This window comes from Pseudomonas ulcerans (genome assembly GCF_036324125.1).
Taxonomy (GTDB): Bacteria; Pseudomonadota; Gammaproteobacteria; order Pseudomonadales; family Pseudomonadaceae; genus Aquipseudomonas; species Aquipseudomonas ulcerans.
Map to the genome: position 1 here is coordinate 306,238 of NZ_JAZDQN010000001.1, position 18,164 is coordinate 324,401.

Consider the following 18,164-nt stretch of genomic DNA (forward strand, 5'->3'; position numbering starts at 1 on the left):
TTCCGATCCGCCGCAGGCTCGCCGCGGCGGATTCGGCTGGCTCAGGCGCGCTTCTTCTCGACTGCGGATGCCGCGGGTCGAAGCAGGGCGTAGAGGTCTTTCGGATCGTCCAGGTCCGGTACCAGCGCGATCTCGCTGCCGATGTCCAGGGCCTTGGCCACGTCCAGCACATAGCGCAGCGCCGAGTAGTCCTCGATGGCGAAGCCGACGGAGTCGAACAGGGTCACCTGGCCGGCGCTTTCACGTCCCTGGATGTCGCTATTGACGATCTGCCAGAACTCGGTCACCGGCGAGTCGGCCGGCATCTGCTGGATCTCGCCTTCGATGCGGCTCTGCGGCTCGTATTCGACGATCACCCGCGCGCGCTCGACGATGTCGCGGTGCAGTTCGGTCTTGCCCGGGCAGTCGCCGCCGACGGCATTGAGGTGCATGCCTGGCTCGATCATCTCTGGAGTGAGGATGGTGGCGCAGGCCTTGTCGGCGGTTACCGTGGTGACGATGTCGGCGCCACGCACCGCTTCCGCCACCGAGGCAGCCTTGACCAGGCGGATGCCCGGATAGCCGGCGAGGTTGGCAGCCAGCTTGGCGGTGGCCTGCGGGTCGAGGTCGTACAGGCGGATTTCCTCGATGCCGAGCAGGGCATGGAAGGCGATGGCCTGGAACTCGCTCTGCGAGCCGTTGCCGATCAGCGCCATGCTGCGGCTGCCAAGGCGGGCCAGGTAGCGTGCGGCCAGGGCCGAGGTGGCGGCGGTGCGGATCGCCGTGGTCAGGGTCATTTCGCTGAGCAGCAGCGGCTTGCCGGTGTCGACATCGCCGAGGGCGCCGAAGGCCATCACGGTGAGCATGCCGTGGCGGGTGTTCTTCGGATGGCCGTTGACGTATTTGAACGCGTAGAGGTTGGCGTCGGAGGCGGGCATCAGTTCGATCACCCCGTCCGGCGAGTGGTTGGCCACCCGCGCGCATTTCTCGAAGTCGTGCCAGCGCAGGTAATCCTGGCGGATGTACTCGGCCATTTCTTCCAGGCACGTGGTCAGGCCCTTGCGGGCGACCAGGTGGCTGAGGTCGGTCACGTCGATATAGCGGGTCATGATGGCTTCCTTCTTCTGGGCGGTTTCAGTTGCGAACGGGCAGGTGCACTTCGGCGAGCATGCAGCGCGCGCTGCCTCCGCCAATGCGTTCGATATGGTCGATGTTCACCACCACCGGGTGGCTGTGGCGCTCGGCCTGGCGGCGCTGCGCCGGGCTCAGCGAGGTCCAGGCACTACGCGACATCACCAGCAGCGGCTGGCCCTGCTTGTCGTGGACTTCGAGCATGTTGCCGGCGAAACCTTCGAGCTGGTCGAAGTCGAGGGCGAGGATGTCCTTGCCGGTGTCGCGCAGGCTGCGCTCCAGGGTGTAGCGTTCGGCGGCGTTGGGCAGGGCGTCGAGGCAGACCACGGCGAGCTGGCGGCCGACGCTCATCATCACGTTGCTGTGGTAGATCGGTGCCTGGTGACGGTCGACGGCATGGAACACGCAGAGGCGGTAGTCCAGGCGCTCGGCGAACGCGCGCAGGGCCTCGCCGTGGGTGCGCCCGGAATGACAGGCGTAGCTGATGCGGTGTTCGCGGTCGAGGACCATGCTGCCGGTGCCTTCGAGGAAGATTTCCTGTTGCTCCAGCGGGCTGAGGTCGATGGTGTTGCGGATGGCGAAGCGTTCGTCGAGCACCCGCAGCACGCCCTTGTCCCGCTCCAGGCGGCGGTTGCGGCCTTCCATGGGGTAGAGCACCAGGCTGCCGTCGGCGTGGCTGCTCCACCAGTTGTTGGGGAAGATCGAGTCGGGGGTGTGCGGGGCCGGAGTGTCCTGCACCACCAGGACTTCGACGCCGTGCTGGCGCAGGGTGTCGACATAGCCGTCGAACTCTTCCAGCGCTTTCTGCTGTGCGGCTTCGGCGTCCAGCACGGGCTTCTGGAAGCGGTTGTTGAGGGCGGTGTCCGGGTTGAAGGCGAACCGCGCCGGGCGGATCATCAGGACCGTATTTGTTGTTTGCATCGGGGCACGCATCCGGGGTTGGCGATGCGTCCATTGTCCTCCCGCTGGCGCTGCAATCCCGGCTGAAGCGCGTGGGGCGCCCAGCCGGGAAAGCTGAAACCGAGGGTTCGGCAGCCGAATCGGCTGTGGCCGTTCAGTCGTGGATCGTCGCCAGTTCCCGGGCCAGTTGCAGGGCGGTGCGGGCGCTGTGTTCGCCGGCGACCAGGTGGCTGAAAGGGATGTCGATCATGCGGTTCTCGCGCACCGCGCGCAGGTGCGACAGGGCCGGGTGCTTGCGCAGGTAGTCGCGCTTGGCGCTGGCCGGGGACCAGACCGCATCGGCCAGCAGGAGCACGTCCGGGTCCTGGCGCAGCAGGGTCTCGGCATCCACCGTGACCCGGTGCAGGTCGATGTCGGCGAAGATATTGCGCCCGCCGGCCACGGCGATCAGCTCGGTGACGAAGCCGCGGCTGCCTTCGCTGTCCAGGCCCTGGGTCTCGCTATCCAGGTAGAAGACGCGCAGCGGCTTGTGGGTGGCGGCGAGGGTGCGGGCCTGCTGCAGGTCGGCTCGCTGGCGGGCGATCACTGTTTCGGCGCGGTCCTGGCGGCCGAGCAGGGCGCCGAGGGTGCGCAGGTCATGTTCGATGGCGTCGAAGCCGGAAGCGGGCGGGGCGGCGCAGGCGTCTTCCAGCAGGTAGCTGGCGATGCCGAGGCGGACCAGGTCGTGGCGTGAGCCGACGCCGTCGCGAAAGGCGCTGGCGAAGCCTCCGACCACCAGGTCGAAGCGTCCGGCGTAGAAGACTTCCTGGGAGGGGTACTGGCGCGACAGCAAGGGGACGCCGCGGTAGCGGTTTTCCTTCAGGGCGCCGACGTCGTCATCTATATAGCTGACTGCGGCCAGAGCCGGGCCGGCATCCAGTGCCAGCAGCAGGTCGGCGGCGTGCTGGTTGAGGGCAAGGATGCGCTGTGGTCCGGGGGCCTTGTGGGTCCAGGTCTCGCCGCAGTTCTGGTAGTCGAGGGCATTCGCGCTGGAGCAGGCCAGGAGCAATAGCCACGTCAGGTGCTTCATGGGCCGTCTCCGTTGAGCAGCAGGTCGCGTACCGGGCGACCGTCCACCAGGTGTTCGCGGACCAGGCGCCGGGCGTCGTCGTGGCTGGCGATGCGGTACCAGCAGCGGTCCGGATACACCGTTGCCACCGGGCCGAGGTTGCAGGGGAACTGGCAATGGGTGCGGGTCAGCAGGACGCCGTCGGCGGTCTCCATGCGTTGCGCGGCCAGCAGCTCGTTGCGCACCGTCTTCCAGACTTTCAGGGCGCCGCGCAGGGTGCAGCGGGGGCCGGTGCAGAGCATGACGTGGCGGGCGTGGTCAGGGATGTGCGACCACTCGGGGTTGCTGGGGATGTCCTGTTCGTTCATGGGCTGTCCTTCGAATTCCGTCGAGGCGACGCGTACGCTGTGGTAGCCCACGACGTACGCTTCCATCACAAAGCGCCTCAGAAGCTGTAGGTGTACCGCGCTTCGGCCGTGAACGGCCGGCCCAGGTTGCTTACCCGTGGCGAGCTGGAATCCATGCTGGTGGTGTAGTCACGGTCCAGCAGGTTCTCCAGCAACAGGCTCAGGCGATGCTGGCGCTGGCCATCCAGGTAGCGGTAGGCGTCGGCATCGACCACGGTGTAGTGGCCATAGTCGATATCCCGCGGGCTGATCACGCTGCCGATGTAGCGCACCGCCGCACCCGCGCCCCACATGCGGTCGGCGGACTCGTAGCCGATCCGGCTGCGGGCGAAGTAATGCGGGATGTTGTTGATGGTCGCCCCATTGCGCGACTCGGTGAGGTTGCGGGTCATGTCCGCCTGCACCTGCCAGCGGTCGCTGAGCTGCACCTGGCCGTTGAGCTCGAAACCGCGCACGGTGATTTCGCCGTCGCCGTTGACCCACTGGCTGTCGACGATGGTGATCAGGTCCTCGATGCGACGATGGAACAACGTGCCGCTGACGCTGTAGGGCTGGCCGTTGACCAGGTTGCTGTAGTCCAGGCCCAGTTCGGCGTTGCGGCTTTTCTCCGCCTTGAGGTTGGGGTTGCCCATCTCGTCGCCCGGCTCGTTGACGTACAGCTGCTCGGCATTCGGCAGCTTGTAGGCCGAGCCGAACTGGCCGCGCAGCTTGAGGTGGTCGGTGAGGTCGTAGAGCGAGGTGAGCATGCCCACGGTGGCACTGTCGCCGCCGCTCAGGTGCTCGCGGCGCACGCCGATGCTCGGGTGCCAGTCGGGCAGGGCGGTGATCTCGGGGCGCAGTTGCACATACAGGGCATGGGCTTCGGCCTGGTTCTGGTCGATCTTCAGGACATCGTCCTTGCCCTTGTAGAACTGGTTGTCGGTGCCGAACACCAGGGTGTGGTTGCCGGGCAGGATCGCCGTGCCTTCGGCTTGCACGCCCCAGTCGCTGAAGCCCCAGTAGTCGTTGTGGTTGACCACCCGGGTGCTGCCGTCGGTGTTGTTGTAGACCCGGTTGTAGTTGGTGTCCCAGTCGTTCATGTGGCCCTTGACGAAGTAGCTGAAGTCTTCGTTCAGGTGTTGCTGGAAGGTCGCCGTGGCGATCTGCTGGACCCGGTCGTTGGTGGTGTTGCGGTTGGAGGTCGGGCGCAGGAAGTCAAGGCTGGCGGCGCTGTACTGGTAGAACAGCTCCAGACGGCTGTCGTCTCCAAAGCTCTGCGCGGCCTTGGCGCCGAAGGTGTTGACCTCGTAGCTGCGCTTGCGGTCACTCACCGTCGCAGCGATATCGCTGCTGCGGTACGGCTGGTAGCCCTCGGAAATGTTGTGGCTGACGTAGGCGAGCAGGCCGAGGTCGCCGAAACCGTTGCTGAAGATGCGTTCGATGCGCCCGTCGCCGTTGCGCCCGGCGAAGCTGTCGACGCCCAGGTTGACCTGGCCGGAGGCATCGCGGGACTGGGCATTGCGGGTGACGATGTTGATCACCCCGGACACCGCCTGGGTACCGAACAGCAGGCTCTGGCCGCCCTTGAGCACTTCGATGCCTTCGATCGCCGCGGCGGGCAGGGTATCGATGTAGATGCCGCCGTAGAGGCGGTTGTTCAGGCGCACGCCGTCGAGGAGGATCAGCGTGTCGTCGTTGCGCCCGCCCAGCAGCGAGTAGGTACCGTAGTCGAACGGGCCCTGCTTGGGCGCGACGTACAGGCCAGGGATGAACATCTGCAGGACGCGGGTGATATCGGCGCTGGGGCCGGCGCGTTCGATCTGCTCGCGCTCGACCACTTCGACCTTGCTGCCGTAGCGGGCCATCTGCGCGATGGTGTTGGATTCCACTGGCGGCGCCGAGACGATCTGCTGGTCCAGGGTGAGTGCATCGGCCGCGTGCAGCAGCGTGGGGCTGCCGAGCAGGCAACCGAGTAGCGCGCGGGCGATTGGAGTGAAGGATGTGTTGCTCATTGACTTCTCGAAAGGAATTTTCGGGAAGCGCACAGGAGGGTACTGGCGAACGCGCGCCAGGTTACCGGCTCGTGCCCGCCCACCGCAGGTTTGCCAAATGACTGACGAATCCGTTCTCCAGTCGTGATGCTTCAGGCCGGTCTCCGGGCTTGCGAGGATGGAAGCCATTCGCCTTCCCATGCGTCATGCGCACAGTGGCCTGGTTGAATGCTTCACTCGCTTACCGTTGCGGGGGCAGCGCCGGACTGGTCGCAAGGACGCACCGGCTTCCCGTTTCACCTGCCGCGCGGCGGCGGCAGACACCTGAAACGGGCGGCATCTGACCATCGGGATGACCGTTCGTCAACCATGGGCTTTTTTGCGGGCAAAAAAAACGGCACCGCCAAGGGTGCCGTTGCTGTATCGCCGGTCAGCTTATTGATGCAGTTCTTCGGCGGCGTACAGGGTGTTTTCCAGCAGGCAGGCGCGGGTCATCGGGCCGACGCCGCCCGGAACCGGGGTGATCCAGCCGGCGCGGGGCAGGGCGGTCTCGTAGACCACGTCGCCGACCAGCTTGCCGTCTTCCTGGCGGTTGATGCCGACGTCGATGACGATAGCGCCTTCCTTGATCCACTCACCCTTGACCAGGCCTGGCTTGCCGGCGGCCACTACCACCAGGTCGGCACGGCCGACGTGACCGGCGAGGTCCTTGGTGAAACGGTGGGTGACGGTGACGGTGCAGCCGGCCAGCAGCAGTTCCATGGCCATCGGGCGGCCGACGATATTGGAGGCGCCGACGACCACGGCGTTCATGCCGTAGAGGTCCTGGCCGGTGCTTTGCAGCAGGGTCATGATGCCTTTCGGGGTGCACGGGCGCAGCAGCGGGATGCGCTGGGCCAGGCGGCCGATGTTGTACGGGTGGAAACCGTCGACGTCCTTGTCCGGGCGGATGCGCTCCAGCAGCAGGGAGGCGTCGAGGTGGGCCGGCAACGGCAGTTGCAGGAGGATGCCGTCGATGTTCGCGTCATCGTTGAGGCGATCGATCAGGTCGGTCAGTTCCTGCTGGCTGGTGCTGCTCGGCAGGTCGAAGGCTTGCGAAATGAAGCCGACTTCCTCGCAGTCCTTGCGCTTGTGCGATACATACACCTGGGAGGCGGGGTCGGTGCCAACCAGGATCACCGCCAGGCCGGGGGTCCGCAGACCTTGCTGGCGACGTTCAACGACACGTTGGGCGATCTGCTGGCGCAGGCTGGCGGCGATCGCCTTGCCGTCGATAAGTTGTGCAGTCATGACGGGTGATTAACCATCGAGAGAAAAAAAGAGCGCGCATTCTCTCATGAGCAGGGCGAAGGGCAAAGGCGCTTGGTCCGGCAATTGCCCTAAGCCCTTCAATAAAATGAAATTTTCCGAGAAATATGTTGACGGTGTGACAGGTGGTCTATAAGATTCGCCTCACTTGTCGGGCAGGGCCTAGCACTGGTTAGCAAGGTCGGGCAGAATGAGCGGATTTTGGCTTGTTCGGTACGGCTAAACGTTAATTTGTAATCGCAAGCGAAAGCAGATTAAATATGCGCCCGTAGCTCAGCTGGATAGAGCATCCGCCTTCTAAGCGGATGGTCGCAGGTTCGAGTCCTGCCGGGTGCGCCAATCAAGGCAGCTTTGGCACAAGTAGCAGATGCAATATGGTGGACGTAGCTCAGTTGGTAGAGCGCAGGATTGTGATTCCTGTGGTCGAGGGTTCGATTCCCTTCGTCCACCCCATATTCTGAAAGGCGCCTGATGAAAGTCTGGCGCCTTTGCTTTAAATGCTTCACGCGGACGTGGTGAAATTGGTAGACACACTGGATTTAGGTTCCAGCGGCGCAAGCTGTAAGAGTTCGAGTCTCTTCGTCCGCACCATTCAAGTCTTCACCGCCCGTCACTGAGGTGTGAGAAGGTCGCAAGTCAGCAACAAATGGTGGACGTAGCTCAGTTGGTAGAGCGCAGGATTGTGATTCCTGTGGTCGAGGGTTCGATTCCCTTCGTCCACCCCATATTCAGAAAGGCGCCTGGTGAGAACCAGGCGCCTTTTCGTTTTTTGGGGTCGTGAAATGAAAAGGCAGCCTTGGTGTGGCTGCCTTTTTCATTTGTTCGTCGTGCTCTCGTGGCGTTTACTGCGTGTTGACGCTCAGGGTTGCGCGGTCTTGCGTTTTCGGCGCATCGACATCACAGGCGGCCTCGCTGATCGCCCTTGACAGCGAACCTTTGAAGATCGGCGTGGGCTCGTCATCCGGGCGAGCGTCTGCCAGGCCTTTCAGTGACGTGCTGGAGCCCATGAAGCGTACTGTGCGGGAAATGCAATCGAACTGACGGGCGGAGAAGCTCGTTCCGCTGAGGCCTGTGCGTTGGGTGATTACCGAGAGTCTCCCGGGATTGCCGCTGACCTTGACGATCACGTACTGCGCATCTGGGTCGAATGAAGCTTGCAGGGGTGTAGCAGCGGCGATAGAGCAGGGGAAAGCCCAGGCGCTGACCATCAGGAGTTTCTTCAACACGGTTACGTCCTTGCGGTGTTGATCACCAGGCATGTCAAAGTGGTAATTGGGAATGAAACGCATTTGTGGCGTTGATTGATACTAGATTAATGGCCCGGAACACGCATTTGCAAACTTCCTCCCGAGAATTTGTAAGAAAAATCTCTTTTTTGCGTGGATTGTGGATGAGCGGTCGGCGTTTCTTCCGAGCTGTAATGGCTATAAGGTTCGAGCAAAAGCTGATAGATTTCAGCTCGTTGATTAAGTGTCGGTACGCCATCAGGCAGGTAGAAGGATGATTGCGAAAGAGCAACGCCAGGCAGTCGCACTGGAGCGTTTCGCGCAGGCCAATCCGCAGTTGCTGGCGGAAATCGCTTCGTTGAGCGAGGTCGAGCGGCGTCAGCAGCTTGAGTGGGCGTTCGAAGATGAAGCTCGGGGGCAGGGTATCGAGCCTTGGGAACTGGCCTTGCGCCTGATCGCCGAATCGCCGGAAGAACTGCAGGCCATGTGCCTGGAGGTTCATCGCGAGGTGGCGGAGACTCTGGGAATGAGCTGGGATGAGTACTGCGATTTCAATGAAGTCGACGGTCCTGCTTCCTGATCGCCACGCCGAATGTTTTTTATTTGGAAAGAGTGCGCGGCATTTGCTGTGCCACCGTCTGGTTCAATGTCGAAATCAATGAAGGTCGGTGCCATTCGCCTCCGGGTCGAACAGGGTGACTTCTGGTGGCTGAGCTACTAGAATGCTTGCCCTTGATTCTGGAGTCGGGTATCGCCGGCTAACGTCTGTGCAACGAGGAATATTCATGCAAGTTTCTGTTGAAAATACTTCCGCTCTCGAGCGTCGTATGACCATCGCCGTTCCGGCAGAGCGCGTCGAGACCGAAGTCAACAAGCGTCTGCAACAGACTGCCCGTCGCGCCAAGGTTCCAGGCTTCCGTCCTGGCAAAGTGCCTATGAGCGTGATCCGTCAGCGTTATGAAGATGCTGCCCGTCAGGAAGCGTTCGGTGATCTGGTCCAGGCTTCCTTCTACGAAGCCGTGGTCGAGCAGAAGCTGAACCCGGCTGGCGCTCCTGCCGTCGAGCCGAAATCGTTCGAGAAAGGCAAGGACCTGGAATTCGTCGCCATCTTCGAAGTCTTCCCTGAGTTCACCGTTGCCGGCTTCGACTCGATCGCCGTCGAGCGCCTGAGCGCCGACGTCAGCGACGCCGACCTGGACAACATGCTGGAAGTCCTGCGCAAGCAGAACACCCGTTTCGAAGCCGCCGAGCGTGCTGCCCAGAACGAAGACCAGTTGAACATCGACTTCGTCGGCAAGATCGACGGCGAAGCCTTCGCTGGCGGTTCCGCCAAGGGCACTCAGCTGGTACTGGGCTCCGGCCGCATGATCCCGGGCTTCGAAGAAGGCCTGGTCGGCGCCAAGGCAGGTGAAGAACGCGTTCTGACCCTGAACTTCCCCGAGGACTACCAGAACCTCGACCTGGCTGGCAAAGCCGCCGAGTTCACCGTTACCGTCAACAGCGTTTCCGAGCCGAAGCTGCCTGAGCTGAACGAAGAGTTCTTCGCCCAGTTCGGCATCAAGGAAACCGGTCTGGACGGCTTCCGCACCGAAGTTCGCAAGAACATGGAGCGTGAACTGCGCCAGGCGATCAAGACCAAGGTCAAGAACCAGGTAATGGACGGCCTGCTGGCTGCCAACCCGATCGAAGTGCCGAAGGCCCTGCTGGAAAACGAAGTGAACCGTCTGCGCGTGCAGGCCGTTCAGCAGTTCGGTGGCAACATCAAGCCTGAGCAACTGCCGGCCGAGCTGTTCGAAGAGCAAGCCAAGCGCCGTGTCGTGCTGGGCCTGATCGTCGCCGAAGTGGTCAAGCAGAACGAACTGAAGCCGGACGAAGACCGCGTTCGCGAACTGATCCAGGAAATGGCCTCGGCCTACCAGGAGCCAGAACAAGTCGTGGCCTGGTACTACAAGAACGACCAGCAAATGAACGAAGTCCGTTCGGTTGTGCTGGAAGAGCAAGTTGTAGATACTGTCCTGCAGAAAGCGACTGTGACCGACAAGTCGGTCTCGTACGAAGAAGCTGTCAAGCCAGCACAGGCACCTGCCGCCGCTGAGTGATTTCCTCCTTCGTAGGAAAACCCCACAAGCCAGCCTTCGCGCTGGCTTGTGCGTATTCAAGCCATGACTATTTGGGAGTGAGTGCAGGACATGTCCCGCAATTCTTATATTCAGCAGAGCTCTGACATCCAGGCCGCCGGTGGCCTGGTCCCGATGGTTATCGAGCAGTCCGCCCGTGGCGAACGCGCCTATGACATCTACTCGCGCCTGTTGAAGGAGCGTGTGATCTTCCTGGTGGGTCCGGTAGAGGACTACATGGCCAACCTGGTAGTGGCGCAACTGCTGTTCCTTGAAGCGGAAAACCCGGACAAGGATATCCATCTGTACATCAACTCCCCGGGTGGTTCGGTGACTGCTGGCATGTCGATCTACGACACCATGCAGTTCATCAAGCCGGACGTCTCCACCATCTGCATTGGCCAGGCCTGCAGCATGGGCGCGTTCCTGCTGGCCGCCGGTGCCGCTGGCAAGCGTCACTGCCTGCCGAACTCGCGGGTGATGATCCACCAGCCGCTGGGCGGCTTCCAGGGCCAGGCGACCGACATCGAGATCCACGCCCAGGAAATCCTCAATATCAAGTCGCGCCTGAACGAGCTGCTGGCCCATCACACCGGCCAGGATCTCGAGACCATCAAGCGCGATACCGAACGTGACAACTTCATGAGCGCCCAGCGCGCGGCCGAGTACGGCCTGATCGACTCGGTCTACGACAAGCGGCAACTGGCGTCCTGATCCCGGGTGCCAGAGCGGGTAGGCGCGGAAAGTGCCTACCCGCGGACTTGAAAAAGCCCGCAATTGCCTTCATCTTGTGTTGCAAGCCTACCGGATTGGATCGATCGAATGACTGACACCCGTAACGGCGAGGACAACGGCAAATTGCTCTATTGCTCCTTCTGCGGCAAAAGCCAGCATGAAGTGCGCAAGTTGATTGCCGGCCCCTCGGTATTTATCTGCGACGAGTGCGTCGACCTGTGCAATGACATCATCCGTGAGGAGGTGCAGGAAGCCCAGGCCGAGAGCAGCGCGCATAAATTGCCTTCGCCGAAAGAAATCAGCGCCATCCTGGACCAGTACGTCATTGGTCAGGAGCGCGCGAAAAAGGTTCTGGCCGTAGCGGTGTACAACCACTACAAGCGTCTGAACCAACGCGACAAGAAAGCCGACGACGTCGAACTGGGCAAGAGCAACATCCTGCTCATCGGCCCGACTGGCTCGGGCAAGACCCTTCTCGCGGAAACCCTCGCTCGCCTGCTGAATGTACCGTTCACCATCGCCGATGCCACCACCCTGACCGAAGCCGGTTACGTGGGTGAAGACGTCGAGAACATCATTCAGAAGTTGCTGCAGAAGTGTGACTACGACGTGGAAAAGGCCCAGATGGGCATTGTCTACATCGACGAAATCGACAAGATCTCGCGCAAGTCCGACAACCCGTCGATCACGCGCGACGTCTCGGGCGAAGGCGTGCAGCAGGCGCTGCTGAAGCTGATCGAGGGCACCGTTGCCTCGGTTCCGCCGCAAGGTGGACGCAAGCATCCGCAGCAGGAGTTCCTGCAGGTCGATACGCGCAACATTCTGTTCATCTGCGGTGGCGCATTCTCCGGTCTGGAGAAGGTCATCCAGCAGCGTTCCACCCGTGGCGGCATCGGCTTCGGCGCCGAAGTCCGCAGCAAGGAGGAAGGCAAGAAGGTGGGCGAGTCGCTGCGTGAGGTCGAGCCGGACGATCTGGTCAAGTTCGGCCTGATTCCGGAATTCGTCGGCCGTCTGCCGGTCCTGGCGACCCTGGACGAGCTGGACGAGGCTGCACTGATGCAGATCCTGACCGAGCCGAAGAACGCCTTGACCAAGCAGTACGGCAAGCTGTTCGAGATGGAAGGTGTGGACCTGGAGTTCCGCAGCGATGCGCTGAAGTCCGTTGCCCGCAAGGCGCTGGAGCGCAAGACCGGTGCTCGTGGCCTGCGTTCGATCCTCGAGGGCATCCTGCTCGACACCATGTACGAGATTCCTTCGCAGAAGGACGTCAGCAAGGTGGTGATCGACGAGAGCGTCATCGATGGCACTTCGCAGCCGCTGCTCATCTATGAGAACAGCGAGCCGCCAGCCAAGGCCGCGCCAGACGCTTGAGTCTGCAAGGCAGCGAAAACCAGCAAGGGGCCTACGGGCCCCTTTGCTTTTCCTGTCATGGAGCTTGTTTTTTTCCGGGGCTGCCCCCACATTGTCTCCAAGCTCAAATTTCCATCGGATTACGGCCACAAGGCCGCTGTAGAGGCGAAATCATGAAGACAACCCTCGACTTGCCTCTTTTGCCATTGCGCGACGTCGTTGTTTACCCGCACATGGTCATCCCGCTGTTCGTGGGGCGTGAAAAGTCCATCGAAGCCCTTGAGGCCGCGATGACCGGTGAGAAGCAAATCCTTTTGCTCGCTCAGAAGAATCCCGCCGATGACGATCCGGGTGAAGACGCCCTGTATCGTGTCGGCACCATCGCCACCGTCCTCCAGCTGCTGAAATTGCCCGATGGCACCGTCAAGGTGCTGGTCGAGGGCGAGCAGCGCGGCGCTGTCGAGCGTTTCGTCGAGGTGGAAGGGCATATTCGTGCCGAAGTCACCCTGATCGAGGAGACCGACGCCGCCGACCGCGAGTCCGAAGTCTTCGTGCGTAGCCTGCTGTCCCAGTTCGAGCAATACGTGCAACTGGGCAAGAAGGTGCCGGCCGAGGTCCTGTCCTCCCTCAACAGCATCGATGAGCCGGGCCGCCTGGTCGACACCATGGCCGCGCACATGGCCCTGAAGATCGAGCAGAAGCAGGAAATCCTCGAGATCATCGACCTTGCCACCCGTGTCGAGCACGTGCTGGCACTGCTGGATGCGGAAATCGACCTGCTGCAGGTCGAGAAGCGCATTCGTGGCCGGGTCAAGAAACAGATGGAGCGCAGTCAGCGCGAGTACTACCTGAATGAGCAGATGAAGGCCATTCAGAAAGAGCTCGGCGACAGCGACGAAGGTCACAATGAAGTCGAGGAACTGAAGAAGCGCCTCGAAGCCGCCGGCCTGCCCAAGGACGCCTATGCCAAGGCCCAGGCCGAGCTGAACAAGCTCAAGCAGATGTCGCCGATGTCTGCCGAAGCCACTGTGGTGCGTTCGTACCTCGACTGGCTGGTGCAGGTGCCGTGGAAGGCGCAGAGCAAGGTGCGCATGGACCTGGCCAAGGCCGAGGAAATCCTCGACGCCGACCACTACGGCCTGGAAGAGGTCAAGGAGCGTATCCTCGAGTACCTCGCGGTACAGAAACGCGTGAAGAAGATTCGCGGTCCGGTGCTGTGCCTGGTCGGTCCGCCCGGCGTGGGCAAGACCTCGCTGGCCGAGTCGATCGCCAGCGCCACCAACCGCAAGTTCGTGCGCATGGCTCTCGGTGGCGTGCGTGACGAGGCCGAGATCCGTGGTCACCGCCGCACCTACATCGGTTCGATGCCGGGCCGCCTGATCCAGAAGATGACCAAGGTGGGCGTGCGCAACCCGCTGTTCCTGCTCGACGAGATCGACAAGATGGGCAGCGACATGCGCGGCGATCCGGCTTCGGCGCTGCTGGAAGTGCTCGACCCCGAGCAGAACCACAATTTCAACGATCACTACCTGGAAGTCGACTATGACCTCTCGGATGTGATGTTCCTTTGCACCTCCAACTCGATGAACATCCCGCCGGCGCTGCTGGACCGGATGGAAGTCATCCGTCTGCCGGGCTACACCGAGGACGAGAAGATCAACATCGCGGTCAAGTACCTGGTGCCGAAACAGGTCAAGGCCAACGGCCTGAAGAAGACCGAGCTGGAGGTCGACGAGTCGGCGATTCGCGACATCATCCGCTACTACACCCGGGAAGCCGGCGTGCGTGGCCTGGAGCGCCAGATCGCCAAGGTCTGCCGCAAGGTGGTCAAGGAGTACATCGGACAGAAGCAGGTGGTGGTCAAGGTCGACAGCGAGTGCCTGGAGCACTTCCTCGGCGTGCGCAAGTTCCGCTACGGTCTCGCCGAGCAGCAGGACCAGGTGGGTCAGGTTACCGGTCTGGCCTGGACCCAGGTCGGTGGCGAACTGCTGACCATCGAGGCTGCTGTCATTCCGGGCAAGGGGCAGTTGATCAAGACCGGCTCGCTGGGCGATGTCATGGTCGAATCGATCACTGCCGCGCAGACCGTGGTCCGCAGCCGTGCGCAGAGCCTGGGTATTCCGGCCGATTTCCACGAGAAGCGCGACACCCACATCCACATGCCGGAAGGCGCGACGCCGAAGGATGGTCCAAGTGCCGGTATCGGCATGTGCACCGCCCTGGTTTCCGCGCTGACCCAGATCCCGGTGCGTGCCGATGTAGCCATGACTGGCGAAATCACCCTGCGTGGCCAGGTGTTGGCGATCGGTGGCCTGAAGGAGAAATTGCTCGCTGCCCACCGTGGTGGAATCAAGACAGTGATCATTCCGGAAGAAAACGTGCGTGATCTGAAAGAAATTCCTGACAATATTAAGCAGGATCTTCAGATTAAGCCGGTCAAATGGATTGACGAAGTCCTCCAAATTGCGCTGCAATACGCCCCGGAGCCCTTGCCGGATGTGGCTCCCGAGATTGTCGCCAAGGATGAAAAACGCGACGGTGATTCCAAGGAACGGATTAGCACGCATTAATCAGTATTCAGCCAGGTGGTCTGTCTGACCGTTTTCCAGGTCCTTGCTGTAACAGGCACTAAAGTGTCACGGATCACTTGGCATTGATTTCAGCTTTACATTACATAGTTAGAAACAAACTCAAATAGAGATAAGGGGACTTAGAGTGAACAAGTCGGAACTGATTGACGCTGTAGCTGATAACGCTGATATCCCGAAAGCTGTCGCTGGCCGTGTCCTGGACGCTGTCATCGAATCCATCACCGGTGCTCTGAAAGACGGTGACTCGGTGGTTCTGGTCGGCTTTGGTACCTTCTCGGTCACTGACCGTCCAGCCCGTACCGGTCGCAACCCGCAAACCGGCAAGACTCTGGAAATCCCTGCTGCCAAGAAGCCTGGCTTCAAGGCTGGCAAGGCGCTGAAAGAAGCCGTCAACTGAGACGCTTCCTTCAGGCTTTCGCCTAATCGGATCAGCTCCCGCGGCTGATCCGAACGCGAAGCGGACACGAACATGAAGTCGCCCGCTTCGCCGTTACGAGAAGGCGCATCCCCGGATGCGCCTTTCTTCTATCAGGACTCTACCCACGCTCCGCGGTTGTGCAGCCGCCACAGCCGTTTCTGGGGGACGCATGCTGCAAAATATCAGGGACAATTCACAAGGTTGGATTGCCAAGACCATCATCGGTGTCATCGTGGTACTGATGGCGCTGACCGGTTTCGACGCCATCTTCCAGGCCGTCAGCCACAACAAGGATGCTGCCAAGGTCAACGGTGACACCATCAGCCAGAACGAGCTGAGCCAGGCGGTCGACACGCAACGCCGGCAATTGATGCAACGCCTGGGCAAGGACTTCGATCCTTCCCTGCTGGACGACAAGATGCTCCGCGAAGCCGCGCTGAAGGGGCTGATCGAGCGTCAACTGCTGCTCCAGGGCGCTCACGACGCCAAGTTCTCCTTCTCCGAAGCCGCCCTCGACCAGGTGATCCTGCAGACCCCTGAATTCCAGGTGGACGGCAAGTTCAGTGCCGAGCGCTTCGACCAGGTCATTCGCCAGCTGGGCTATGGCCGTATGCAGTTCCGCGAGATGCTCGCCCAGGAAATGCTGATCGGCCAACTGCGCGCCGGTCTTGCCGGTAGCGGTTTCGTCACTGACACCCAGGTCGACGCCTTCGCCCGCCTGGAAAAGCAAACCCGTGACTTCGCTTCGCTGACCTTCAAGGCCGACCCGGCTGCCGTCAAGGTTACCGACGAGCAGATCAAGGCCCACTACGATCAGCACGCCAAGGAATTCATGAGCCCCGACCAGGTCGTCATCGACTACGTCGAGCTTAAGAAGGCCGCGTTCTTCGATCAGGTCAAGGTCAGCGACGACGAACTGCAGGCGCTGTACCAGAAGGAAATTGCCAACCTCGCCGAGCAGCGCCATGCCGCGCACATCCTCGTCGAAGTCAACGACCAGCAGGACGATGCCCAGGCCAAGGCCCGCATTGCCGATGTCCAGCAGCGCCTGGCCAAGGGCGAGGACTTCGCCGCGCTGGCCAAGGAGTTCTCGCAGGATCCGGGTTCGGCCAACAACGGTGGTGACCTCGGCTATGCCGGCAAGGGTGTCTACGACCCGGCCTTCGAAGACGCGCTGTATGCGTTGAACAAGGACCAGGTGTCCGAGCCGGTGCGTACCGAGTTCGGTTACCACTTGATCAAGCTGCTGGGCGTGCAGGCACCTGAGGTGCCGACCTTCGCCAGCCTGAAGGACAAGCTGACCCGCGAACTGAAGACCCAGCAGGTCGAACAGCGCTTTGTCGAAGCCAGCAAGCAGCTCGAAGACTCCGCCTTCGAAGCGTCCGACCTGGCCCAGCCAGCCCAGGACCTGGGCCTGAAGGTGCAGACCTCGGCGCCGTTCGGTCGCGAGGGTGGCGATGGCATCACTGCCAACCGCCAGGTGATCCAGGCCGCGTTCAGCGCCGAAGTGATGGATGAAGGTGCAAACAGCTCGGCGATCGAGCTGGACCCGGAGACCGTCGTGGTGGTCCGCGTCAAGGAGCATCGCAAGCCTGAACAACTGCCACTGGAAGCTGTTTCTGGTCCGATCCATGATCACCTGGCCCAGGAGCAGGCTACCGCCGCCGTGAAGAGCAAGACCGAGGCCCTGGTCGCCGGCCTGCGCGATGGCAAGGTTGCCTACCAGCCGGTGCAGGACGGCCAGGCCTGGAAAGTCCAGGAAGCGGCTACCCGCATGCAGGAAGGTGTCGACCCGGCCGAGCTGCAGGCGCTGTTCCGCATGAGCAAGCCCGAGGCCAAGGACAAGCCGGTGTACTCCACCGTTACCCTGGCCGATGGCAGTGTCGTCGTGCTGCGCCTCAATGGCGTCAACGAAGGCAGCGCGGCCAGTGCGGAAGAGAAGGGCGAATACCGTCGCTACCTCGCTTCCCGTGCCGGTCAGCAGGACTTCGCGGCCTACCGCAAGCAGCTGGAAGCCAGTGCGGAGATCACTCGTTACTGAGTGGTGCCCGCCGCAACAGGAAAGGCCGCGAGAGCGGCCTTTTTTATTGATCGGGGAATGAGCCCGAGAGGGCGACAACAATCCTGCAGACAAAAGAAAAGGCCGCATTCGCGGCCTTTTCCCTTTCCCGGAGTCTTACTCCGAGATATCGCCCATGGCAGTGGTGTTGAAGCCACCGTCCACGTACATGATTTCACCGCTGACACCCGACGCCAGGTCGGAGCAGAGGAAGGCGCCGGCATTGCCGACTTCCTCGATGGTGACGTTGCGGCGCAGCGGGGTCTGCGCTTCGTTGGCGGCCAGCATCTTGCGGAAGCTCTTGATGCCGGAAGCGGCCAGGGTACGGATCGGACCTGCGGAAATGGCGTTGACGCGAGTGCCTTCCGGGCCGAGGCTGCCGGCCAGGTAGCGAACGCCGGCTTCCAGGCTGGCCTTGGCCATGCCCATGACGTTGTAGTTAGGCATGGTGCGCTCTGCGCCCAGGTACGACAGGGTCAGCAGGCTGCCGTTGCGGCCTTTCATCATTTCGCGACCGGCCTTGGCCAGGGCGACGAAGCTGTAGGCGCTGATGTCGTGGGCGATACGGAAGCCTTCGCGGGTGGTGACTTCGGTGAAGTCGCCGTCCAGCTGGTCGCCCGGGGCGAAGCCCACGGAGTGCACGATGCAGTCCAGGCCATCCCACTTCTTGCTCAGTTCCTCGAAGACCTTGGCGATGTCGTCATCGTTGGCAACGTCGCAAGGGAAGCACAGCTCAGGGTTGGAGCCCCAGCCGGCGGCGAATTCTTCGACACGGCCCTTGAGCTTTTCGTTCTGGTAGGTGAAGGCAAGCTCTGCCCCCTCGCGATGCATGGCGGCAGCGATGCCGGATGCGATGGACAGTTTGCTGGCGACACCGACGATCAGGACGCGCTTACCGGCGAGAAAACCCATGTGTTGTTCCTCT

General features: G+C 61.8%; 15 protein-coding genes, 4 tRNA genes and 1 riboswitch. Of the genes, 11 read left to right on the top strand and 8 right to left on the bottom strand.

Features of this window, described 5'->3' with window-relative positions:
* Positions 1-41 precede the first annotated feature (41 nt).
* The 6 genes from V0R59_RS01390 to folD form a co-directional block, all read right to left on the bottom strand.
* Positions 42-1,088, bottom strand: coding sequence for an ornithine cyclodeaminase (locus V0R59_RS01390; RefSeq protein ID WP_330074286.1), 1,047 nt, complete (start codon positions 1,086-1,088; stop codon positions 42-44).
* A gap of 25 nt (positions 1,089-1,113) precedes the next feature.
* Complete coding sequence (ctlX, locus tag V0R59_RS01395; protein ID WP_330074287.1) at positions 1,114-2,031, bottom strand: citrulline utilization hydrolase CtlX; 918 nt, start codon at positions 2,029-2,031, stop codon at positions 1,114-1,116.
* Positions 2,032-2,164: 133 nt separating this feature from the next.
* Entirely contained in the window at positions 2,165-3,079 is a 915-nt protein-coding gene (locus V0R59_RS01400; RefSeq protein WP_330074288.1) for an ABC transporter substrate-binding protein, read from the bottom strand.
* Positions 3,076-3,426, bottom strand: coding sequence for a (2Fe-2S) ferredoxin domain-containing protein (locus tag V0R59_RS01405; protein ID WP_330074292.1), 351 nt, complete (start codon positions 3,424-3,426; stop codon positions 3,076-3,078). Before V0R59_RS01405 ends, V0R59_RS01400 begins: the two co-directional genes overlap by 4 nt.
* A gap of 77 nt (positions 3,427-3,503) precedes the next feature.
* Positions 3,504-5,456 (bottom strand): TonB-dependent receptor plug domain-containing protein, encoded by a 1,953-nt coding sequence (locus V0R59_RS01410; RefSeq protein WP_330074289.1) that lies wholly within the window; start codon positions 5,454-5,456, stop codon positions 3,504-3,506.
* A gap of 117 nt (positions 5,457-5,573) precedes the next feature.
* Positions 5,574-5,778, bottom strand: a riboswitch (cobalamin riboswitch).
* 92 nt (positions 5,779-5,870) lie between these two features.
* Positions 5,871-6,725 carry a bifunctional methylenetetrahydrofolate dehydrogenase/methenyltetrahydrofolate cyclohydrolase FolD gene (folD, locus tag V0R59_RS01415; RefSeq protein ID WP_330074290.1) on the bottom strand — a complete coding sequence of 285 codons (855 nt, stop codon included), beginning with the start codon at positions 6,723-6,725 and terminating at the stop codon, positions 5,871-5,873.
* Between the two features lie 280 nt (positions 6,726-7,005).
* Between folD and V0R59_RS01420 the strand changes: the two genes are divergently transcribed.
* The 4 genes from V0R59_RS01420 (at position 7,006) to V0R59_RS01435 (ending at position 7,468) form a co-directional block, all read left to right on the top strand.
* Positions 7,006-7,082, top strand: a tRNA-Arg gene (locus V0R59_RS01420).
* 38 nt (positions 7,083-7,120) lie between these two features.
* Positions 7,121-7,196, top strand: a tRNA-His gene (locus V0R59_RS01425).
* A 53-nt stretch (positions 7,197-7,249) separates the two neighbouring features.
* Positions 7,250-7,334, top strand: a tRNA-Leu gene (locus V0R59_RS01430).
* 58 nt (positions 7,335-7,392) lie between these two features.
* Positions 7,393-7,468: transfer RNA gene (locus tag V0R59_RS01435), tRNA-His, on the top strand.
* A 117-nt stretch (positions 7,469-7,585) separates the two neighbouring features.
* On the opposite strand, the gene V0R59_RS01440 is transcribed toward V0R59_RS01435, so the two are convergent.
* Complete coding sequence (locus V0R59_RS01440; RefSeq protein WP_330075342.1) at positions 7,586-7,966, bottom strand: hypothetical protein; 381 nt, start codon at positions 7,964-7,966, stop codon at positions 7,586-7,588.
* 277 nt (positions 7,967-8,243) lie between these two features.
* Here V0R59_RS01440 and V0R59_RS01445 point away from each other — a divergent pair, with 277 nt between their 5' ends.
* The 7 genes from V0R59_RS01445 to V0R59_RS01475 all read left to right on the top strand — a co-directional run bounded on the left by V0R59_RS01445 (position 8,244) and on the right by V0R59_RS01475 (position 17,221).
* Complete coding sequence (locus V0R59_RS01445) at positions 8,244-8,549, top strand: DUF6388 family protein (RefSeq protein ID WP_330075343.1); 306 nt, start codon at positions 8,244-8,246, stop codon at positions 8,547-8,549.
* Positions 8,550-8,754: 205 nt separating this feature from the next.
* Positions 8,755-10,068, top strand: a complete 1,314-nt coding sequence (tig, locus tag V0R59_RS01450) for a trigger factor (protein WP_330075344.1) — start codon at positions 8,755-8,757, stop codon at positions 10,066-10,068.
* A 90-nt stretch (positions 10,069-10,158) separates the two neighbouring features.
* On the top strand, positions 10,159-10,800 hold the full coding sequence (clpP, locus tag V0R59_RS01455; RefSeq protein WP_009400269.1) for an ATP-dependent Clp endopeptidase proteolytic subunit ClpP: 642 nt from the start codon (positions 10,159-10,161) through the stop codon (positions 10,798-10,800).
* Between the two features lie 108 nt (positions 10,801-10,908).
* Complete coding sequence (gene clpX, locus V0R59_RS01460; RefSeq protein WP_330075345.1) at positions 10,909-12,192, top strand: ATP-dependent Clp protease ATP-binding subunit ClpX; 1,284 nt, start codon at positions 10,909-10,911, stop codon at positions 12,190-12,192.
* 152 nt (positions 12,193-12,344) lie between these two features.
* Positions 12,345-14,741 (top strand): endopeptidase La, encoded by a 2,397-nt coding sequence (gene lon, locus V0R59_RS01465; RefSeq protein ID WP_330075346.1) that lies wholly within the window; start codon positions 12,345-12,347, stop codon positions 14,739-14,741.
* A gap of 145 nt (positions 14,742-14,886) precedes the next feature.
* On the top strand, positions 14,887-15,159 hold the full coding sequence (locus V0R59_RS01470; protein ID WP_330075347.1) for an HU family DNA-binding protein: 273 nt from the start codon (positions 14,887-14,889) through the stop codon (positions 15,157-15,159).
* A gap of 190 nt (positions 15,160-15,349) precedes the next feature.
* Positions 15,350-17,221 (top strand): SurA N-terminal domain-containing protein, encoded by a 1,872-nt coding sequence (locus V0R59_RS01475; protein WP_330075348.1) that lies wholly within the window; start codon positions 15,350-15,352, stop codon positions 17,219-17,221.
* A gap of 135 nt (positions 17,222-17,356) precedes the next feature.
* On the opposite strand, the gene fabI is transcribed toward V0R59_RS01475, so the two are convergent.
* Entirely contained in the window at positions 17,357-18,151 is a 795-nt protein-coding gene (gene fabI / locus V0R59_RS01480; protein WP_042126258.1) for an enoyl-ACP reductase FabI, read from the bottom strand.
* Positions 18,152-18,164: the final 13 nt, after the last annotated feature.

Coding starts and splice junctions, on each gene's coding strand:
- V0R59_RS01390 (WP_330074286.1), bottom strand. CDS start 1,088: ATGACCCGCTATATCGACGTGACCGACCTCAGCCACCTGGTCGCCCGC.
- ctlX (WP_330074287.1), bottom strand. CDS start 2,031: ATGCAAACAACAAATACGGTCCTGATGATCCGCCCGGCGCGGTTCGCC.
- V0R59_RS01400 (WP_330074288.1), bottom strand. CDS start 3,079: ATGAAGCACCTGACGTGGCTATTGCTCCTGGCCTGCTCCAGCGCGAAT.
- V0R59_RS01405 (WP_330074292.1), bottom strand. CDS start 3,426: ATGAACGAACAGGACATCCCCAGCAACCCCGAGTGGTCGCACATCCCT.
- V0R59_RS01410 (WP_330074289.1), bottom strand. CDS start 5,456: ATGAGCAACACATCCTTCACTCCAATCGCCCGCGCGCTACTCGGTTGC.
- folD (WP_330074290.1), bottom strand. CDS start 6,725: ATGACTGCACAACTTATCGACGGCAAGGCGATCGCCGCCAGCCTGCGC.
- V0R59_RS01445 (WP_330075343.1), top strand. CDS start 8,244: ATGATTGCGAAAGAGCAACGCCAGGCAGTCGCACTGGAGCGTTTCGCG.
- tig (WP_330075344.1), top strand. CDS start 8,755: ATGCAAGTTTCTGTTGAAAATACTTCCGCTCTCGAGCGTCGTATGACC.
- clpP (WP_009400269.1), top strand. CDS start 10,159: ATGTCCCGCAATTCTTATATTCAGCAGAGCTCTGACATCCAGGCCGCC.
- clpX (WP_330075345.1), top strand. CDS start 10,909: ATGACTGACACCCGTAACGGCGAGGACAACGGCAAATTGCTCTATTGC.
- lon (WP_330075346.1), top strand. CDS start 12,345: ATGAAGACAACCCTCGACTTGCCTCTTTTGCCATTGCGCGACGTCGTT.
- V0R59_RS01475 (WP_330075348.1), top strand. CDS start 15,350: ATGCTGCAAAATATCAGGGACAATTCACAAGGTTGGATTGCCAAGACC.
- fabI (WP_042126258.1), bottom strand. CDS start 18,151: ATGGGTTTTCTCGCCGGTAAGCGCGTCCTGATCGTCGGTGTCGCCAGC.